16 protein-coding genes are annotated in these 16463 nt (G+C 56.4%); 10 read left to right on the top strand and 6 right to left on the bottom strand.

What is annotated here, in order from left to right; genetic code table 11:
• Positions 1-43: 43 nt before the first annotated feature.
• Positions 44-235 carry a DUF2524 domain-containing protein gene (locus ACFSKT_RS09090; RefSeq protein WP_377722433.1) on the bottom strand — a complete coding sequence of 64 codons (192 nt, stop codon included), beginning with the start codon at positions 233-235 and terminating at the stop codon, positions 44-46.
• Positions 236-1037: 802 nt separating this feature from the next.
• On the opposite strand from ACFSKT_RS09090, the gene ACFSKT_RS09085 reads away from it, so the two are divergent.
• Positions 1038-1283: a DUF3892 domain-containing protein gene (locus ACFSKT_RS09085; protein WP_377776330.1), complete on the top strand. Its 246-nt coding sequence runs from the start codon at positions 1038-1040 to the stop codon at positions 1281-1283.
• 84 nt (positions 1284-1367) lie between these two features.
• On the opposite strand, the gene ACFSKT_RS09080 is transcribed toward ACFSKT_RS09085, so the two are convergent.
• Positions 1368-2081 carry an MBL fold metallo-hydrolase gene (locus ACFSKT_RS09080; protein WP_377722863.1) on the bottom strand — a complete coding sequence of 238 codons (714 nt, stop codon included), beginning with the start codon at positions 2079-2081 and terminating at the stop codon, positions 1368-1370.
• 198 nt (positions 2082-2279) lie between these two features.
• Between ACFSKT_RS09080 and ACFSKT_RS09075 the strand changes: the two genes are divergently transcribed.
• From ACFSKT_RS09075 to ACFSKT_RS09065, 3 genes are all read left to right on the top strand, one after another.
• Positions 2280-2492 carry a hypothetical protein gene (locus ACFSKT_RS09075; protein ID WP_377722432.1) on the top strand — a complete coding sequence of 71 codons (213 nt, stop codon included), beginning with the start codon at positions 2280-2282 and terminating at the stop codon, positions 2490-2492.
• Between the two features lie 187 nt (positions 2493-2679).
• Complete coding sequence (locus ACFSKT_RS09070; RefSeq protein ID WP_377722431.1) at positions 2680-3243, top strand: stalk domain-containing protein; 564 nt, start codon at positions 2680-2682, stop codon at positions 3241-3243.
• Between the two features lie 118 nt (positions 3244-3361).
• Entirely contained in the window at positions 3362-3670 is a 309-nt protein-coding gene (locus tag ACFSKT_RS09065; protein ID WP_377722430.1) for a DUF1292 domain-containing protein, read from the top strand.
• 83 nt (positions 3671-3753) lie between these two features.
• Here ACFSKT_RS09065 and ACFSKT_RS09060 read toward each other — a convergent pair whose 3' ends face one another.
• Positions 3754-4176: a DUF1885 family protein gene (locus ACFSKT_RS09060; RefSeq protein WP_377722429.1), complete on the bottom strand. Its 423-nt coding sequence runs from the start codon at positions 4174-4176 to the stop codon at positions 3754-3756.
• Between the two features lie 122 nt (positions 4177-4298).
• The gene (locus tag ACFSKT_RS09055; RefSeq protein WP_377722428.1) at positions 4299-5768 is read right to left on the bottom strand and encodes an aminotransferase class I/II-fold pyridoxal phosphate-dependent enzyme; all 1470 of its coding nucleotides are present in this window, start codon (positions 5766-5768) and stop codon (positions 4299-4301) included.
• Between the two features lie 425 nt (positions 5769-6193).
• Between ACFSKT_RS09055 and ACFSKT_RS09050 the strand changes: the two genes are divergently transcribed.
• From ACFSKT_RS09050 to ACFSKT_RS09040, 3 genes are all read left to right on the top strand, one after another.
• On the top strand, positions 6194-7453 hold the full coding sequence (locus tag ACFSKT_RS09050; protein ID WP_465263320.1) for an MFS transporter: 1260 nt from the start codon (positions 6194-6196) through the stop codon (positions 7451-7453).
• Between the two features lie 19 nt (positions 7454-7472).
• Positions 7473-8660 carry an MFS transporter gene (locus tag ACFSKT_RS09045; protein WP_377722426.1) on the top strand — a complete coding sequence of 396 codons (1188 nt, stop codon included), beginning with the start codon at positions 7473-7475 and terminating at the stop codon, positions 8658-8660.
• A gap of 252 nt (positions 8661-8912) precedes the next feature.
• Positions 8913-11921, top strand: coding sequence for an efflux RND transporter permease subunit (locus ACFSKT_RS09040; RefSeq protein ID WP_377722425.1), 3009 nt, complete (start codon positions 8913-8915; stop codon positions 11919-11921).
• Positions 11922-12044: 123 nt separating this feature from the next.
• On the opposite strand, the gene ACFSKT_RS09035 is transcribed toward ACFSKT_RS09040, so the two are convergent.
• Together ACFSKT_RS09035 and ACFSKT_RS09030 are read right to left on the bottom strand one after the other, a co-directional pair.
• A complete protein-coding gene (locus ACFSKT_RS09035; RefSeq protein ID WP_377722424.1) occupies positions 12045-12719 on the bottom strand; it encodes a YktB family protein in 675 nt (224 codons plus the stop codon).
• A 27-nt stretch (positions 12720-12746) separates the two neighbouring features.
• Entirely contained in the window at positions 12747-13304 is a 558-nt protein-coding gene (locus tag ACFSKT_RS09030) for a PCYCGC motif-containing (lipo)protein (protein WP_377722423.1), read from the bottom strand.
• Between the two features lie 117 nt (positions 13305-13421).
• Between ACFSKT_RS09030 and ACFSKT_RS09025 the strand changes: the two genes are divergently transcribed.
• The 3 genes from ACFSKT_RS09025 (at position 13422) to yidD (ending at position 16169) form a co-directional block, all read left to right on the top strand.
• Positions 13422-13640 carry a hypothetical protein gene (locus ACFSKT_RS09025; protein WP_377722422.1) on the top strand — a complete coding sequence of 73 codons (219 nt, stop codon included), beginning with the start codon at positions 13422-13424 and terminating at the stop codon, positions 13638-13640.
• Between the two features lie 176 nt (positions 13641-13816).
• Positions 13817-15778, top strand: coding sequence for a stalk domain-containing protein (locus tag ACFSKT_RS09020; RefSeq protein ID WP_377776313.1), 1962 nt, complete (start codon positions 13817-13819; stop codon positions 15776-15778).
• 157 nt (positions 15779-15935) lie between these two features.
• Positions 15936-16169: a membrane protein insertion efficiency factor YidD gene (yidD, locus tag ACFSKT_RS09015; RefSeq protein ID WP_377722420.1), complete on the top strand. Its 234-nt coding sequence runs from the start codon at positions 15936-15938 to the stop codon at positions 16167-16169.
• Positions 16170-16463 lie beyond the last annotated feature (294 nt).

The raw sequence follows: 16463 nt of genomic DNA, 5'->3' as shown, positions 1-16463 counted from the left end.
CAGAAAAATCTGCAGCCGGAGCCCTTGCGATACGGAAAGAACGTTAGCCTTTGGCGCTTGGAATATCGCATTTGTTGGCGATGAAACGGATTTGATTTTCAATCCGGTTGATTTCTTCTTGCTGCTCAGACGAGCTGCTTCCTGCCGCATACAGCGAATCCAGCTGCTGCTTCAGTTGATGAAGATCGCCCGATGCGTTCGCGCAATCGTAATTGCTCTCCAATTGGTCCACCACGAAAAAGCCTCCTGACCTGTGTAAGAATGGGTTCCCGCATAGTATGGTCGCAAAATGTTCAAATATGTACGTTCTATAACGTCTCGCCCAATACTAAATTCCATGGGCCCCTCATATGCATATACAACTATCGGCGGCGAGAGGCAGGTTGGTGCGGTGAAGGAAGCAGCCCATTTGGTCGTTTGGCTTATAGCGCTGTTCGGCATTGTCGGGGTTGTGAGCTGGGGCGTGGCTAGGGTGGTCATCCGGGACTCGTTCTCTTATGATGAAGCATTCGTATGGCGGCGCAAAGTAACGAGTGCTCAGAAGACGCGCAGCAGAAAGTAAGGCTCTGTCCGCGGATCGTCGATCGTGCGTGCTCGCGTGAACGATCCCGTCCTTCATGCGGGAGAGCATCGATTGGCGATCAGCGATCTAGAGAGTTAAGAGCGCAAGGTGACGTGCAGCCTTCAAGAACATTCACTTGCGGGGTGAAAAGAGAAAATCCGGCATCCATGGAGGAAGACCGGATTCGGACTTATTCGTCATCCTCCCATTTGCGGGAGTAGGCTTTTCTGGTGACCCAGAGGAAAAGGCCGGTCAAGCCCAACACAAGGACGATGGCCAGCACATATACGGTCGTCAACGGAATCTCAACTCCTTACGCGCGTGAACGATGTTCCTCTTATCATACTTGAAACCATCGGATAAGAGAAGCGCCGATAGGGGAACCTAACTCATGGAAGCTCGAGCGGCGAAATGCTGCGGGCCGAAGGAGGAGATTACGATGCAAGCAGGCGACAATCCTTTCCCACAGGCGGCTATGGGGGCCGTTCCGGCAGACAACCGGGAGACCTTCGTGGCGGTGCAAAAAAACGGGGACGGCGATTTGACGGCGTTTCAAACGTCGTCCGGCAGAATGCTCGCGTATAACGAAGCGCTGCAAGAAGTACAGGCCGGCCGAATTGCGGGCGTGAACGCGTTCAAGGGACGAGACGGAGAGACGTATATTCGCGGCGACGCGGATGGCGATCCGTCCAACAATTTGGATAACTTGCCGATGTTCTAACGTTCGACGCATAGAAGGCCCGCGCCACCCTTGGCGCGGGCCTTCTTCGTGTGCAGTCTGCGATCCAGCGCAGACTGCTTGTCATTAGAACGAGTATACGCGGTGCTGCTCGACGAATCGCATGGCTCCCGTTTTCCCCTCGTAATGCGGCATTGTATCGTCATAATGCATCAGCCATATCCGCTCCTGCAAAGCGGAAGGCAGGCTTAGCAGCTGATCAAGCGTCGTATGAACGGCGCCGGGCGGCTTCAGCTGGCAATCGTGGAATATGACCTGACAGCCCTCATCGACGAGCGTATGGAGCAAGTCGGCATCGAATTTCATATCGGCCGAATAGAAGAAGGTGCCGTTCACTAAGTACGAATAACTGGGCTTGCCCGCAATATGCTTCGTTCGAATCGGACGGACGGCGAGACCGGGAAGGATCTCGCAGCTAAGGCCCTCCTGAAGCGGACGCACATCGAAGTAATCGTCCAGAGACTGAAACTCCTCCTGCATCAGACCGCCTTTCAGCGTCGTTTCCCAAAGCGGGTCGATCAGCGGAGCGGGAACAAACAGGGGCACGCTGCGCTTGAACACGAACTTCATTTGGAAGGCGAATTCCTCCATGCCGCCCACATGGTCGGCGTGGATGTGGCTGATCACGAGCGCATGAATATCGTTAAACGTCTTGTTGAGGTGATGGAGGGCCATCGGCGCGGTAATTCCGCAGTCCAACATGGCAGTTTGTCCATCCGAAAACAATAGCGCGTTGTTATTATAGTAGCGTTTGGCAAACGCCGATCCGGTGCCGAGCATTTGGATGTTCAACTTCGATGGCTCCCCCTTGAGCGTTGGGCATTATTACCCAATTTATCATTTCCTCAGCAAATTGAAAAGGTTAATTGTCGAGAAATAAATGATCGTGTCGACATCCCCGCCCCGGTACGCAATTGTCCCCCCTCGCATACAATACATCAGCTTTTCATTGAAACCGGGGCAGGTGGTGGGCGCGTCATGAGCAAAACAAAAGGAAAAAACACGAAAGCCGCGAAAAAAAATCAGCATGCCAATGAGCGGAAACAAGCGGTGTTGAAGGTCGTATTATCGAGTACGTGCGAGGTATGCAAAACGCCTTGCGCGAGAGGCATGCGTTACCTGGAAAGCATGAAGCAGCCGGGGGCGGTCGGCAAGGGCGTGCCGTGTATCTTAACGCGCACTTACGTGTAGGTTGCCGGGGCGAGAAATAACGGAATATTGTGCATGTAAAGGATCGGCCGCCCAGACTTGTTTACAACTGGAATATGCGTCTTCCGCGGCGGCATTTTACAATAAAAAAGTTTGGTCGCCGCGCAACTTTAGGGACGCGCCGGAGTATAACCTTTCATCCAGACAAACGGGATGGAGGGTTACGATCATGAAGTTCAGAAGGCTTCTCGTCTTGCTGCTGGTGATGTCGTTATGGGGCGGTACGATGATTTTTGCCGACTCGGCAGCACAAAAGGTAAGAGTCATCCTCAACGGTACGGAATTGGACGATGCGGGCATCATGTCGGAGGGTAAGACTTACTTAGCCGTCAGACAGCTAGCCAATACGCTGCAGTCGATCGTCGTTTGGGATGAGAACGCGAAGAAGGTTTCCATTTTTAAACCGAATGTGCATATGTTCCTTTTTCAGGATTCTACGATATTCGGCAATGTCAACAAAGGCAACAAGTACACGTTCAAAGTGTTTGCGCAGGTGGACAGCCTGACAACGGACATCGCAGCCGTGAAAGTGTCGATCTTCGATCCCGAAGGCACGGAGAAGGTGATCCAATCCGAGAACGAGAAGATTTCGAAGGACAACTTCTGGTTCCGGACGGGAGACGTGAAGTACAATTTCGACCAAGCGGGCAAATACGCGGTACGTTTCTATATGAAACTGAACGCGGGCGACGATTGGAAGCTGGTATCGGAGAAAGTTATTACCGCGCAATAGCGTGGTATTCAAGCCTTTGGCGGGAGCAATCCGCGAAGGCTCTTTTGTTTGACCAGGCGACGCGTCTCATGTTACGATACGAAAGAAAGGCAATCAGACTTTGAAATGAGGGTATACCATGAGCGAACATCAACATGACGACAATTGCGGATGTGGCGAAGACCACGAGCATGAGGAGCATGTCTTTGTCGTAACCGATGAAGAAGGAACCGAGCGTGAGATGGTTATGGTCTACACGTTTGAATCGGAAGAGCAAGCATATGCTGTCTTGATCGACCGCAATGATCCGGAGGCTGACGGCGTTATTTTCCGTATTGAAGAAGAGAATGACGAAGCGTTCCTCGTAGGTATCGAAGACGATGCGGAGTGGGATCGCGTAACGGCGATCTACGACGAAATCGCGGCGCGCGAGAACGGACAGGCTTAATAGGCGATACAACAGCAAACACCGGGAACCCAGGTTCCCGGTGTTTTTTGTCGTCCCCGCGTGAGCGGCAGATAGGGGGACGTTTATTTGCGCGGATTGTAATAGATGGTACGGCCGTTGAAGAGGCGCAGTTCCGCCTTCAAACTTTTGGCCAGATACTTGCATAGCTCATTGCCTTTGGCTTTGTCGCCATGGGTGGCATCGTCGGGCAATAGCACTTGAATATAGTGCGCGGACGGCGTGGTGTCCTCCGTATCGGAGCGGGTGCCGACGCCGAACACAATATACCGGTAAAGCGGGTCGGAGCCTTTCAAATAAAACCAAGCCTCGCCGGGTTTCGTCTCGATGGTGTACGGGAAGGCCGCATCCGCATAGGACCAGCCTAGCTGACGGCCGGTCAAGGCAAGCTGCTGGCGATACGCGTGCAGTCGTTCCTTCACGTCTTCTAGCGATAGCTGATCCATCGCGGAGCCGCTAACCAAGGTTATGTAAGCGCTTTGACTCATTCCAACCTCACCCCCTTCTCATCTTACACGAGGTATCGAAAGGATACAATATGGAGAGCCGCGCGCAAAAAAGCCGAGAGCATCGCGCTCTCGGCTGGCGGATCAAGTCCATGAAGGCCGGCCTAGAAAATGGCCTCTTCTTCCACGATCACTTTCACGAACTGAATGCTGCGGTCTTCCGGTCCCTTGACCGGCAGGCCCACTTCGACGTGATCAACAATGTAATCGATATTCTCCTGCGAAATAACCTCGCCCGGCAGCAAAATCGGAATGCCCGGCGGGTAGACGTAGATAAACTCGGCAATGATCCGTCCCGCCGATTCTTTGAACGGCACGACCTCCGTATCGCCGTAGAACGCATCGCGCGGGGTGAGGGAAAGCTGTGGAATCTCGGGAATCTTGACCACGAGTTCCTGGATTTCGTTGCGTCCATTGTGCGCGTCGGCCATAGCGCGAAGCGCCGTGACGAGCGTATTCACGGAGTCCTGGGTATCTCCGGGCGTAACGAGGGCGAGAATGTTGTACATATCGCTCAATTCGACCTCGAGATTGTAGTTGTCGCGCAGCCAATTCTCGCATTCGTAGCCGGTAATGCCGAGATGGCGGACATGGACGATGACCTTCGTCGGATCGAGATCGAACGTCGCTTCCCCGCCGAGAATTTCTTTACCCGGGCTGTAAAGACCCGGAATCTCGTTGATTTGCGCGCGAGCGGTTTCCGCCAGCTCGATCGCGTTGCTGGCGATGGCATGTCCATTCAGCGCCAGATGGCGGCGGGACGTGTCCAGCGAAGCGAGTAGGATGTACGACGTTGAAGTCGTCGTCAGCATGCTGATGATCGTCTGCACGCGGTGCTGGTTGACCCGGCCTTTGCGAACGTTCAACACGGAGCTCTGCGTCATGGAGCCGCCGAGCTTATGCACGCTGGTGGCGGCCATATCCGCGCCGGCTTGCATCGCCGACATAGGCAGATCTTCATGGAAGTGGATCAGCACGCCGTGCGCCTCGTCGACCAGGACGGGAATGTCGTAGCTGTGGACCAGATCGACGATTTCTTTCAAGTTCGCGCATATGCCGAAGTAGGTCGGGTTAATAACCAATACGGCTTTCGCATCTGGATGCTTCTCCAGGGCGCGTTTGACGGAGCGCGTCGTAATGCCGTGGTCGATACCTAGATTGGCGTCGCGCGCCGGCGAGATGAAGACCGGTCTTGCGCCGGCGAAGATGATGGCCGACATGATCGATTTATGCACATTGCGCGGCACGATGATTTTGTCGCCTGGCGAGCAGACCGACATGATCATCGTTATGATCGCGCCGCTTGTTCCTTGAACGGAAAAAAGGGTATAATCGGCTCCGAAAGCATCGGCTGCCAATTTTTGCGCTTCTTCGATGACGCCTGTCGGTTGATGCAGGTCGTCAAGGGGCGCGATGTTAATTAGATCTATCGACAGCGCGTTATCGCCGATAAATGCCCGGAACTCAGGGTCGCTGCCCTGGCCTTTCTTATGTCCGGGAATATGGAATTGCACGGGGTTCTGTGCCGCATGTTCGCGCAGCGCGCTGAACAGCGGGGTCCGGGTATGATCCATTTCGCTTCATCCCAGCCTTTCGTCAAATTATCGTCTAACTCGCAAACAAGCTTGAGTATAGCAAAATCAGGGGGGATTGCAAGCAACTTTTTTGTTGACACTGAAGGAGAATCGGAAATCGCGCAGTTTCAGCAGCGGCGCGGCTTTCCCCGTTGTTTCCGGACGGAACCGGATCGTTTGTCGTCCGCGTTCTATCCGAAATACAGGAATGCATAAGTTTCACACTTATAAGTCATCTTGTATTGCTGCAGAACGAAACGAATATCGCCGCTACAAGACGGCGACAACCGTTTCGCCTCGAAATACAAGAATTTATATGTTTCACACCTATAAGTCATCTTGTATTTCTACGGAACGAAACGAATATCGCCGTTAAAAGACGTCGACAACCGTTTCGCCTCGATCGTACCGAAAGGGGAGTTCATATGAAAATTTCCACCGGCTGGGCAGGCAAAAAGGTGCTGAGTTCGCCGTTTGTCCTCCAACTGCTTGTCATCATGTTTCTGGTCGAGTTCGTCAAGGGCGCGCTCATGGTGTCCATATTGCCCGTCTATATGGGGACGGTGCTCGGATTCTCGGCTTACGCCATTGGATGGGCGCTTGCGCTTCAATACATCGGCGACAACGCATTTCGAAGCCCGCTCGGGTGGATCATCGACCGTCTAGGCTATAGGATGGTTATGTTGTTCGGAGTTATACTGACTTTCGCGTCCGTGGCGATTGTGTCACTGACCGAGGGCGTAGGCTGGATCGTATTGGCGTGTCTCCTGCTGGGCGTGGGTACATCGCCGTTGTGGCCGTGCGTCATCACGGGTGCGACGGCAGTAGCGGGCAACGAAGCGAGCGGCTCGATCATGAGCGTCGTCTACATGGCATGGTTGACAGGCGTCGGGATCGGACCGGTCGTCATTAATTTTTTCATTCTACAATCCTTCGCGCCGGCATTTCGGCTGTTGATCGGCATGATGGTCGTCGTCGTGTTCGTCGCGCTGCTGCTGCCGGGCCGCTCCAAATCCCGCGAGATCGAAGGGACCGAAGCGCCGGCGATCGTTCATGCGGGCGCGGAGCGCAAAGCGCCGCTGGGAGAGCGCATCCGAAGCTACTTTGCGCAAGTTAGCGCCTCCATGCACGCCAGCTGGCTGCTTTATCCGGCGATGTTCATTCAGAACTTCGCGCTCGGCCTGCTGACGCCGGTGCTGACACTGTATGCCCGCACGGTGCTGCATCTTACGCCGCAGCAGTACAGCATGTATTTGGTGGCGGGCGGCGCGGTGACGGTGTTGGGACTGATTCCGGTGGGCAAATGGGTCGACAAGGTCGGAACCAAATGGTTTCTTCATGTCGGCTTCATTCTGTCCGCGATCTCGCTGCCTATGCTCGGTTATACGCGCTCTCTTCCGCTCGTGCTTGCGATCGTGGCGGTCGTCGGGCTTGGCTACGCGATGATTATTCCGGCGTGGAACGCCCTGATCGCCGATGCGATTCCGAAATCCGAACGCGGCGCGGTATGGGGGTTCTTCCTTACAATTGAAGGACTCGGCGTCGTCGCGGGCAGCATTTTGTCGGGCAGATTATTCGATTCGTTCGGTCCGCACGCGCCTTTCTTAGTCAGCGGATCGGTCATGCTGCTGTTGTTTGTTCTTCATTTGTTCATAACCAGACGCCCGGCGGTTGTGGTACGATAAATGGGTGGAGGAATGGATAATGAAGGATAAACGGCTTCTCGTTGTCATGCTGATCCTGATGACGACCTTCATCGGGTTCGGGATCATCATCCCGGTATTACCGGAGCTGATTAAAGCCTCGAGTCCGGGTGCCTACGAGCTGCATACCGGATGGATGCTATCGATTTATTCGGCGATTTCGTTCTTGCTTTCGCCGCTGTGGGGCGGATTGTCCGATCGGGTTGGACGGCGTCCCGTCATACTCGTCGGGGTGCTCGGTTTTGCCGCGAGCTTCCTCGTGTTCGGCATTGCCGACGGCAATTTGCTCTTGATGTACGTTTCCCGCATTGTGGGCGGGTTGTTCTCCGGCGCGGTGACGTCCGTCATCGTCGCTTACGTGGCCGATATTACGCCGCCCGATCAGCGGACGAAGGGCATGGGATTGGTCGGCATGTCGATCGGCCTCGGCTTTACGATCGGTCCGGGCTTCGGCGGACTGCTAAGCTTGGTTTCCAATAATACGCCCTTCTACGCCGCGTCGGCGCTGGCGCTCGCCACCTTCTTGCTGGCCGTTACGCAGCTGCCGGAATCGCATCCGCCGGAGGCTAGGACGCAAGGCGAACGCAAGGCGTCGCGCTGGTCGGCGTTCACGGGTTCGGTCAAATATTTGTACGTGCTGGCGCTGTTCGTCTCCTTCTCGCTGGCAGGTCTCGAGTCGACGCTCCAGCTTTTCGGCATCGTACGCTTCGACGTGACGCCGCTTGACGTCGGCATCATGTTCCTCATCTGCGGGCTGGTCGGCGCGCTGATTCAAGGCGGCGTCGTCAGACGCATGATCCGCAAAGGGGACGAGCCCAAGTACATCGCGATCGGACTGGTGGTATCCGCGGTAGGCTTTCTGCTGTTGATGACGGCGCACAGCTTCTGGACGGCGACGACCTATCTGGCGATATTCGGCATCGGCAACGCGTTAATTCGCCCGTGCGTGACGTCGCTGATTACGCAGAAGACGACCGTAGGGACGGGAGCCGCATCCGGTCTCAGTTCCTCGATGGATTCGCTCGGCCGGATTATCGGCCCGCTGCTGGGCACGTTTTTGTTCAAGTTTAATTTGCAGCTGCCTTTCCTGGCCGGCGGATTGCTGTCGCTGGCTGCGCTGCTGCTGCTCATGCGCTTCCGGATGATCGACCGTTCGGCTGCGCCGGCCAAGACGACGGCCGCTTCATAGAAGCGGCTCGGCATTCTATACGCTGCATAGCGCTCGTCGTCATCCTTAACCGTTATTCCGCTTTCCCGCTACCCGGGCAGGCCGAATAACGGTTTTTTTGCTGCGCAATTCAACCTTTAGCCGGAAGCAGGCCTCCGTCCCGAGACGGGGGCAAAGATTAGTCTGCAGACGTTTTTGACGTTTCCGCGAAAACGGTAAGCTTTAGCAAGAAGTTCTCCGAGTAGAACGATGTTGAAGGGAGCCGAGAAAGGCATGCAAGCAATTACGAAGTGGGCGTTCAAGAACAAGGCGGCGATGATCATCGTCGTGCTGATGGCGCTGATCATGGGGGTCGTCAGCTATTTTCGTTTGCCGATGGAATTTCTGCCGGAGGCGGACAATCCGCAGGTGACGGTGGCGGTGATCGGGCAAGGGTACGACGCGAAGTCGATGGAAACCCAAGTCACGGCCAAACTGGAGGAGGCGCTTCAGTTTACGAAAGGCAAGACGACGATGGAGTCGACGACGGGCAATGGATTTACGCAGGTGAATCTGAATTTCGATTCCGATACGAACATGAAAGATGCGAAAGCCGAGATCGAGCGCGCCGTTGCGGCCGTTCAATTGCCGGAGAACGTATCCCCGCCGTACGTCGTGCAATTTAACACGTCGATGATCCCGATCTCGTGGGTCACGTTCGCGTTCGATGCCGGCATGAGCAAGGCGGAGCGCGAACAGGCCGAGAAGAAGATCGTGAGCGATTTCAAAAAAATCGACGGAGCGGGCGAGGTCAGCTTGAGCGGCAAATCGCAGCCTTCGGTCTCGATCGTGCCGGATACGAAGAAGCTGGCGGAGAAGGGAATTCCCGTTCAAGCGCTCATGGGCGTGCTGCAGAATCGCTCGGCGCAGGCCGCCGTCGGGGAGAAGGACATCGCCGGCGAGGCGAGCAACATCAACGTCAGCGCGGGCATCACCGATCTGGAGACGCTGCGCAAGCTGCCGGTCGCGCCTGGCGTCGCGCTTGGCAACGTGGCGGAAGTGAAGCAGAGCGAGCAGCTGGAGAGCATCAGCAGCTTGGCTGGCAAGGACGTTCTGATGCTGACGATCTCCAAGACGGCGAACGCCAACGCCGTCACGGTCGGCAGCGACGCGGAGGCGCTGGTGGAGAAGATTAATGAGGAGATGAAAGGCGTCGAGGCCAAAGTGCTGCTTAGCACGGCGGAACAGGTTGTCCATTCGGTCAATTCCATGATGCGGGAAGTGTTGATGGGCGCGCTGTTCGCGACGATCGTCATCCTGTTGTTCATGCGCAATATTCGGGCGACGCTCGTCACGATCGTATCGATTCCGCTGTCGCTCGGCATTACCCTGTATTTGCTGCACGTCTCGGGCGTAACGCTGAACATCATTACACTGGGCGGCGTCGCCGTGGCGGTCGGACGTCTTGTCGACGACAGCATCGTCGTCATCGAGAATATCTACCGCCGCCTGCAGAAGGAATCGTTCTCGCCGCAGCTTATCATCGATTCGACCAAGGAAGTCGCGTCGGCGATTACGTCTTCCACGCTTGTGACCGTCGCGGTATTCATGCCGCTTGGGCTGCTCAGCGGATCGCTGCAAGCGTTCCTGCTTCCGTTCGCGCTGACGGTGACCTATTCGCTCCTGGCTTCGCTGCTGGTCGCCCTGACGGTCGTGCCGCTGCTCAGCGCCTTGTTCCTAAGGGGGACGCGCATGGTGGAGCATGAAGGCTCGAAACGCTTCTCCCGTTTCTTGACATGGAACTTGAAGCACAAATGGGTTCCGCTCCTTATTGGCGGCTTGCTGTTCTTTGGCTCTATCGGCGCTTATTTTACGATGCCGAAGGCGGCTTTGGATTCGTCAAGCGCCGAGAGCGTGAACGTCACGCTGGAGTATCCGTCCAAGACGCCGCATGCGCAAGTGCTGGAGAACGGACGGAAGCTCGAGACGACGCTTAACGGTCGCGACGACGTGGAGTGGGTGCTTCTCATGAACGGCAACAGCGCCGACAACGCGAAGTTCGGCCAAGTGTCTTCTCCGACGCTCGTAACCTATATGGTGCAAATGAAGGACGACGCGGATGCCGAAAAAGTGATCGAGGCTGTCAAAGCCGAGCGCACGAACTATGCGGGGGCCGAACTGAACGCCTCGGCTGCCAGCATGATGGGAGGCGGCGGTTCGACCAGCGTTACCATCGATATCGTCGGCGACGACGTCAAAGCGCTGGAGGATGGCGCAGCGCAGGTTATGGCCGCGATCAAGCCGGTGCAAGATGTCCTGAAGGTCAAATCGAACCAAGAAGAGAAAAAATCGGTCTACACGTTCGCGTTGGACCCGGTCAAAGCCAAGGGCGCCGAAGTCGCGTCCCAGCTGCAGGCGCTGCTTAATCCGATCCCGGTCGGCGCTATTGACCTCGAAGGTCGCCAGACGCCGGTCATCCTGCAGCCATCGGTCAACCCGGGGACGGAGGCCGACCTGAACGGCTTGACAGTCATGACAGACAGCGGACCGGTAAAGGTGTCTTCGGTCGCGAAGCTGACGCAAGCCGAAGAAGCGACGACGTTCTACCATAAGGATGGTAAGCTGTATATTCGGGTGACGGCCGACGTCGAGCCAAGCCGGCTGTCGGTGGTCGGCGCAGAGATCACGAAGAAGATCGACGCTCTCAAGGCGCCGGAAGGCGTGGAGTACGTCATTGGCGGCGCATCCGCCCAACAAGCGAACGATTTCGCGGATCTCGGCATGACCGCGCTCATCTCGATCGGAATCGTGTATCTGATTATGGTCATCACGTTCAGGACGCTGCGCGCGCCGCTTGCGATCATGTTCTCGCTGCCGCTGGCGGCGATCGGCGCGATCGTCGGGCTGCTCGTCTCCGGCATCTCGCCGGACTTCACGGCGATGTTCGGCGCGCTCATGCTGGTCGGTATCGTCGTCACGAACGCGATCGTGCTGATCGACCGGGTGAAGCAGAACGAGGAGACGATGACGGTGCGCGATGCGCTCGTCGAAGCCGCATCCACGCGGATGCGTCCGATTCTCATGACGGCTGTCGCGACAATCTGCGCCATGCTCCCGCTTGTGTTCGGTTCCTCCGAGAGCGGAAGCATCGTCTCCCAGAGCCTCGCGATCGTGGTTATTGGCGGTCTGACCGCCGCAACCGTCCTCACGCTTGTCATCGTACCAGTCGTCTACGAGCTGTTCTTCTTCCGCAAATCGAGAAGAGAACGCCGCGCGGCCGGCCGTATCGAGCATGCGGCGTAGCGGATTGCGCTTGCAGCGTGCGATAAACGAACAAATCCAAAAAGCACCGCCCTTCTAGGGACGGTGCTTTTGTCTATGACACAGTGGACGGATGTATGGGACGAGTCCGGTGCGATTCGCGATTTACCAGGACATTTTATACAGCGGCAGCACGGTGCGGAACGTCTCCAACGCTTTGGCGACGAAGGCTTCCCCGTCTTGCAGCAGCGGGTCTTGGCGGTCGATGATAATGCCGCAGAGCGCCTCGGAAGCTTTCACTTTCTTCAACCGTTCCAGCAGCGCCCGCAGCCCTTCCTCGCCGAGAGCGCCCTGCAGGTCGCCGCCCGGCACCATGTGATCGCCCGACCACACGAAGTGCGAGGGGATTTGCGTCAGGATATCGTCGATTTGCTTCAGCGCATGCTCGGCGAAGACGGTCTTCTTGTCCGATTCATAGATTATCGCGAACTGGACGAACACGTGGGAGCCGAACAGGCCGATCTGAAAATGGGGGAAAGCCTTGTAACCGCGCTTGTTCGGCGCATAAGCGACCCATGTATCGTTCGGCGGATTGATCGTACGGCGCGCGTGCTTGGCGACGTGCGGGTATATCGTCTCGCCGCATAGCTCGGTTAGCGCCGGGGCTAGACGGTCGCCAAGCTCGAACAGCTTGGGCCGAATCCGCTCGATAAGCAGCGACATGCGAGCTTCAAGGCCCGGTACGGCGAATACATCGAAATCGTCTTGGTTGAAGCCGGCGAACGGCGCTTGCGGCATGCCCGCCGATAGGGATGAAAGGGGTTCGTTTGCAATCGTCATGGGTGCGTATTCCTCTCTATGTTGGTATTAGGAAGCCGGCGGCGGCGGGGTATCCGTCGCGTATTGGGCTTGCGAGCTGTACTTGGTCTCGATCGCGCTGCGAATGTCCGAGACGCTCTTGCCTTCTTGTTTCATGACGGCGGCTTGGACCGCGATCTCCATGCATGTGCCGCAGCGGGTGCCGTGATCGTCCCATGTCACCGAGCCGTCCGGCTTCGTCTCATGGATGAAGCATTCCAGATTGCTGCGATGGCCGGCCGAATCGCCGCACCCGCAGTAACACGGAATGTAGGCGAGGACGTCCTGGGCAGTAGCCGCTGCTTGATAAGCCTGGACAATCACGCCGTGGGCGTCGGTCAGGAAAGCCGGCAGCGTCTCGACGCCAGCCGTCGTTTGACGCAGATCGCCATTCGGCAGGTGCGTATCCGCATGGCCGGCATGCGCGCTGGCGACGGCGACGGCGTCGGCAACGTTCTTTTCCGCTTTACCTCCCGCGCACCCGCTTAGCGAGATCGCCAGCGCAGCAGCGCATGTCCCGTATATAAAGGTTCGGCGTAAATTGAGCATGGCCTGATTCGTTTTCATAGGTCACTTCCTTCCGATTGCAATCTGCCTAAATCGTGGTTGCAATCCTCCGCGTTATCCGATACAGTCTAGTCTAGTTGAAGCGTTACGCTTTGTCCAATTGGAGGTTGATTATACGTGTGGCAGCAAATTTGGTTTCTTGTTAACCTGGCCTTTGTCGCGCTGCTGATTTTCTATATGTTCGCGCACCGCACGGTCGCGACGAGGCGGCTGGAAGGACAGCCGGAGCCGCTTCGCAAAGCGATCCTTACGCGGAATATCGCAGGCATTCTGACGGCGGTCGCGTTTGTCTGCATGGCCGCCAGCTTTCTGATCAATATGCGCGTGAACGGTTGAAGGCAGATCCGCATCCATATCTGAGAATTGTGTCCATATGGTGTCTATTCGACAAAAGAGCGAAACTATTTCGCTCTTTTTGACGTTTAAGTTGGCGTAGGTTTGACCAGCGGACGGCAATCGCCTTCGCCAATCACGAACATCAGTGTTCAACTAGCAGAAGAAGGAGACAAGTCATGAAATCTTTGAAATGGTTGCTGAGTTTGTCGCTGTTGGCCGCACCAATCGGTGTCGCCGGCGCTTCGGTTTCAGCGGCCCAAGGGGCGAATCAGCTGATCTTGAAGCTGAACAGCAAGATCATGATCAAGAACGGCGTCAGTTCGATGTCGGCCCAACCGGTTACAGCCAAGAACGGCACGTCTTTCATTCCGCTCAAGTCAGTAGCCGCTCAATATGGCTATACCATCTCGTATGATGCGAAGACAAGGGAATCGGTCGTGAAGAATCCGCTGCACGAGTTTCGCTTCAAGGCGGACCGGAAGACGATTACGCGTGACGGGAAGGCGGTCGTGGCGCCGCTTGCGCCGTTCGCGCTGAACGGCTCGATGATGGTGCCGATTCGCACATGGTCCAATATGACGGACAGCCGCCTGAATTTGACGGGGTCGACGATTACCCTCGCCTGGAGCACGAAGCCGACGGCGAATTTCGAAGTGGCGACGTCCAAAATATACGCGGGCCAAACGATCGTGACGTACGTCGACCGGTCGACGAATCAGACGGGGCGGCCTTTCGTGAACGAGCATTGGACGGGCAAAGAAGAGATTTTCTACGAGGCAGGCATCCATACGATTACTCGGCAGGTCCAGGATGCTGCGGGCGAATGGAGCGATCCGTATTCGGTCACGATAGAGGTGCTGCCGCCGAACCAGCCGCCGGTGGCGGATTTCAAGGTGGAGCGCGAGACGTATCGGATTGGGGAGAAGATTCTATTCACCGACCTCAGCATGGATGACGAGAACGCGATCGTCAAAACGAAATATACCGGACGGCCGGAAGGCGACGCGTATTTCGAACCGGGCGAGAAATCGGTCACGCTGGAAGTAACGGATAGCCACGGGCTGACAGGCACCGTGACGAAGACGATTACGGTGACGGAAGAAGTGCTATATACGAAGGAAGAATTCGGCCGTCTATTCGCGAACGTAGGCGATAAGTTCACGGTGAACGGCGCTGCCGTATTACAATACCCTTCGATCAAATATGCGATTCAATCGGATACGGCGCAGCTGGTGCGGAGCAATAGTCCGGAGACGCTCATCAGCGAAGGCATTGCTTACGAAGATCAGCTCACGGGTCCCGTCCGATTCTTGTTCCACAACTACAACCAGATCGGCTACCCGGTACGTATGTATTTGCTGGCGACGAACCGGAATGGCACGACGGCCAATGTCAATACGAGCTCGTTCGGCATCGGCGGGCCGGATGCTTACGTGGAGAATACCGGCAAGCTGTCGGTTGTCCGCTACCTCCAATCGATTGCGAACAATGCGTCGCCGAATTGGACGGCGGTCAAACCGGGGCAGACGGTCGTGCTGCTGCCGGAACTAAGCAAAGTGCCGATTAAGGCGAATCAGATTTACTCCGCCTACGCGGATCTGTATTCGGACCAGGAGCTGGTCTACGACGTCGTCGTCGTGGCCGCGGACAAAGACCCGATCGCCTATCTGCCTTGGCTGTCCGTCATGCCGCGCGACGGCAAACATGTCCGCGGGACGTTTAATAACGCGAACCGGACGATCGAGATCGATGATCGGCTCGGTTATGAACCGAAACGGATTACGCTCGGCGACCGCACGATGGACTCCTATTTGTTCGGCTACGACTATACAAGCGGCGTCAACGAGCTGAACGTCGGTAATTTCGGCGTCATGTACACGATGAAGCTGAACCATGTCGCGCCGAACACGGTAATCGCGCTCAATCCGCGCGGCGGCGTCTATACGGGCGCGTTCCTCGTGAACGGACAGCTCGTGACGGTCACGAACAAATCCGTGCTCCTGAACAATAGCGAAGCAGCCGTTCTATACCGGACAGGCAGCGCCGAGGAGACGGTCGAGATCAAATTCACGCTCGCCTCGGGCAGTTTCCTGCCGCTGGCGATGCTCTTCCTGCCGATGCCGGAAGTCAGATATTAATCGATAACAGCACTCATTTCTCTTATATAACGGAGCCCGCCATCCTCGAGATGGCGGGCTTTTTCTTGGCGATGACAGTCGGCCGGGCTGACGTGCTTTCGCCGTAATAATGGTTTACAATTATCGTACGCACACTGCTTGGGGAGAGGACGCATTCATGCGCAAAGTGATCCAGGGACCGATTCATTTCTACCGGAAATTTATCTCGCCGCTCAAGCCGCCGACCTGCCGGTTCTATCCGACTTGCTCCGCTTACGCGCTGGAAGCGATCGAGAAGCACGGGGCGGCGAAGGGGTCGTGGCTGGCCGTGAAGCGGATCTGCCGCTGCCATCCGTTCCATCCCGGCGGGCTCGATTACGTGCCGCCGGCGCCCGAGAAGCGGCGCGCTTGACATTGGTTTGTCCGATTCGGTATGATTTGGAATAAGAGGTTTCGATACCATTTTCGATGAACGGATAAGTACACGGGTTAGGTCCTTCTCAGAGAGCCGGGGCAGCTGCGAACCGGCAAGGCCCGCTTGTGGAAGATGGTCCGGGAGAATCCGCTTTCGATCCGCGACAGGCGGCTAGGGAGCGGCGTTTCGGCCGCGTTACAGGTCTTCCGCTCGTCCTTCGCAAGGCCGAGCGATTCAGGAGCTTTCGCCCTTCAGGGGCGGAGGGAATTTGGGTGGTACCGCGTGAGCTTA

This window comes from Paenibacillus xanthanilyticus, assembly GCF_042682185.1.
In the GTDB taxonomy this organism is placed as follows: domain Bacteria; phylum Bacillota; class Bacilli; order Paenibacillales; family Paenibacillaceae; genus Paenibacillus_Z; species Paenibacillus_Z xanthanilyticus.
The sequence above is the reverse complement of the archived record's forward strand: the minus strand, read 5'-3'. Positions and strand labels throughout refer to the sequence as shown.

Bases quoted from the DNA above. Each gene is read 5' to 3' on its own strand.
- ACFSKT_RS09085 (WP_377776330.1), top strand. From the start codon at position 1,038: ATGGGGGCCGTTCCGGCAGACAACCGGGAGACCTTCGTGGCGGTGCAA.
- ACFSKT_RS09080 (WP_377722863.1), bottom strand. From the start codon at position 2,081: ATGCTCGGCACCGGATCGGCGTTTGCCAAACGCTACTATAATAACAAC.
- ACFSKT_RS09075 (WP_377722432.1), top strand. From the start codon at position 2,280: ATGAGCAAAACAAAAGGAAAAAACACGAAAGCCGCGAAAAAAAATCAG.
- ACFSKT_RS09070 (WP_377722431.1), top strand. From the start codon at position 2,680: ATGAAGTTCAGAAGGCTTCTCGTCTTGCTGCTGGTGATGTCGTTATGG.
- ACFSKT_RS09065 (WP_377722430.1), top strand. From the start codon at position 3,362: ATGAGCGAACATCAACATGACGACAATTGCGGATGTGGCGAAGACCAC.
- ACFSKT_RS09060 (WP_377722429.1), bottom strand. From the start codon at position 4,176: ATGAGTCAAAGCGCTTACATAACCTTGGTTAGCGGCTCCGCGATGGAT.
- ACFSKT_RS09055 (WP_377722428.1), bottom strand. From the start codon at position 5,768: ATGGATCATACCCGGACCCCGCTGTTCAGCGCGCTGCGCGAACATGCG.
- ACFSKT_RS09050 (WP_465263320.1), top strand. From the start codon at position 6,194: ATGAAAATTTCCACCGGCTGGGCAGGCAAAAAGGTGCTGAGTTCGCCG.
- ACFSKT_RS09045 (WP_377722426.1), top strand. From the start codon at position 7,473: ATGAAGGATAAACGGCTTCTCGTTGTCATGCTGATCCTGATGACGACC.
- ACFSKT_RS09040 (WP_377722425.1), top strand. From the start codon at position 8,913: ATGCAAGCAATTACGAAGTGGGCGTTCAAGAACAAGGCGGCGATGATC.
- ACFSKT_RS09035 (WP_377722424.1), bottom strand. From the start codon at position 12,719: ATGACGATTGCAAACGAACCCCTTTCATCCCTATCGGCGGGCATGCCG.
- ACFSKT_RS09030 (WP_377722423.1), bottom strand. From the start codon at position 13,304: ATGAAAACGAATCAGGCCATGCTCAATTTACGCCGAACCTTTATATAC.
- ACFSKT_RS09020 (WP_377776313.1), top strand. From the start codon at position 13,817: ATGAAATCTTTGAAATGGTTGCTGAGTTTGTCGCTGTTGGCCGCACCA.
- yidD (WP_377722420.1), top strand. From the start codon at position 15,936: ATGCGCAAAGTGATCCAGGGACCGATTCATTTCTACCGGAAATTTATC.